We start from the raw sequence: 1,487 nt of genomic DNA on the forward strand, positions 1-1,487 counted from the left end.
AGCGGGTGCGGAGTGCCCGTCGTGCGGGACGCCCTCGGGCCGCGTCCACAGCAGCTACGTGCGCCGGCTCGACGACAGCGCGACAGCCCAGCGTCGCGTCGTGATCGAGTTACGGGTCCGCCGGTTTCGCTGCCGCCAACAAGCGTGCAAGCAGGCGACTTTCGTCGAGCAGGTCGAGGGCGTCACCTTCCGGTACGGACGACGAAGCCAACAGCTCCAGGCTGCGCTGCAACGGCTCGGGCTCATGCTCGCCGGCCGGGCCGGCTCCCGCCTGGCCGAGGCCTTCGCCGTCCCGGTCAGCCGATCCACCCTGCTCAGGCTGATACGTGCTGTCCCCGAACCTGAGCCGCCGGCGCCGCGAGTGCTGGGGATGGACGAATTCGCCCTGCGCAAGGGCCACGTCTACGCGACCATCCTGGTCGACATCGAGACCCGTCGTCCCGTTGACCTGCTGCCAGACCGCACCGTCGAGACAGTCCGCTCCTGGCTGGCCGCCCACCCCGGAGTGCAGGTGATCTGCCGCGACCGCTCCGCCTCCTACGCCGAGGCCGCACGGCTGGGCGCTCCGGACGCCCTCCACGTCGCCGACCGCTTCCACCTCTGGCAGAACCTCGCCGACGCCGTCGAGAAGACCGTGCTCTCCAGAACCGCACTCTGCTTCCCGAACCTCCACCACCGGCAGGTCCCACCCAGCACGTGTCCCTGCCGTCCGCCACTGCTGAGCCCCGCCGGACCGGACGCCTGTCGGACCGCGTCCGCGAACAGCACGCGGCCGTCCACGCCCTGATCCGTGAGGGCGTCAGCCTGCGCGCCATCAGCCGGCGACTGGGACTGGCCCGCGGCACCGTCCGCCGCCTGGCCCACGCCTCGGACGCGGACGAACTGCTGGTCGGCCGCTGGACCGGGCGCACCAGCATCCTCGACCCCTACAAGCCCTACCTCAACCAGCGGTATGCCGAGGGCTGCACCGTCGCCCGCCGCCTGTTCGAGGAGATCCGGCAGCGCGGCTACCCAGGCCAGGAGCAGATCGTCCGCGTCTACGTGCGGCGGCTGCGGGATGCGTTCCCGCACCAGGACCCGCCCCGCCGCAAACCCTCCGTTCGGGACGTGACCAGGTGGATCACCCGCCACCCCGACCGGCTGGCCGCCGACGACGCCCAGCAACTCAAGGAGATCCTCGCGCGCGTCCCGGCGCTCGCCCGCACCGCCGAGCACGTCAGAGCATTCGCCGAGCTCATGAACAACCGCCGCGGCCACCAACTCAAAGACTGGATCACCCGCGTCCAACAGGACGAAGTCCCCGCCCTGCAGACCTTCGCCACCGGCCTCCTGCAGGACCTCGACGCGGTCGTCGCCGGGCTGACTCTGCGCTACAGCTCCGGTGCGGTCGAGGGTCACAACAACAAGATCAAAATGATCAAGCGCCAGATGTTCGGCCGCGCCAACTTCGACCTGCTCCGCAAACGCGTCCTCCACGCGGCATGAAC

2 protein-coding genes are annotated in these 1,487 nt (G+C 70.4%); both read left to right on the forward strand.

Annotated elements, in window-relative coordinates; genetic code table 11:
- Positions 1–787, forward strand: a 787-nt coding sequence (locus ACI2LW_RS33665) for an ISL3 family transposase (protein ID WP_404735055.1), incomplete at its 5' end; no start/stop codon positions are given.
- Positions 697–1,485, forward strand: coding sequence for a transposase (locus tag ACI2LW_RS33670; protein WP_404735056.1), 789 nt, complete (start codon positions 697–699; stop codon positions 1,483–1,485). The genes ACI2LW_RS33665 and ACI2LW_RS33670, both read left to right, overlap by 91 nt.
- Positions 1,486–1,487: the final 2 nt, after the last annotated feature.

The sequence above is a fragment of the Streptomyces sp. NPDC004065 genome (assembly GCF_044903565.1).
In the GTDB taxonomy this organism is placed as follows: domain Bacteria; phylum Actinomycetota; class Actinomycetes; order Streptomycetales; family Streptomycetaceae; genus Streptomyces.